This is a genomic window from Achromobacter sp. SIMBA_011, from assembly GCF_046535435.1.
In the GTDB taxonomy this organism is placed as follows: domain Bacteria; phylum Pseudomonadota; class Gammaproteobacteria; order Burkholderiales; family Burkholderiaceae_B; genus Achromobacter; species Achromobacter dolens.
Genome location: NZ_JAWRWN010000341.1, coordinates 1 through 277, shown reverse-complemented (window position 1 = coordinate 277; position 277 = coordinate 1). Strand labels below are relative to the sequence as shown.

At 61.4% G+C, this 277-nt stretch carries 1 pseudogene; it reads left to right on the top strand.

Annotation, left to right across the window (positions count from 1 at the left end):
- Positions 1–36: 36 nt before the first annotated feature.
- Positions 37–277 (top strand): annotated as a pseudogene (locus SB816_RS31220) (EamA/RhaT family transporter); the annotation flags it as partial.

Here is a 277-nt window from a genome sequence, read left to right as displayed (position 1 = left end):
CATATGGGAGCCGGATCATCTGCTGGAAACTGCCCCATGGCCCCTCGCGATCTCGCCGCCTATATTTTTCTCGCACTCGCATGGGGTGTGTCTTTCCTGCTGCTTCTCCATGTTGTGGCCGCCTTCGGCTGGATAGGCGCAGTGACGCTTCGTTCACTGATGACCGCCGTGGCCCTCTTCCTCATCGCGCTCGCGGCGCGCCGGAAGCTCACATTTTCCGCAGGCTGGCGGGCATTTGCAATTGTCGGCGCAACGACGGTCGCCGGGCAATTGATCG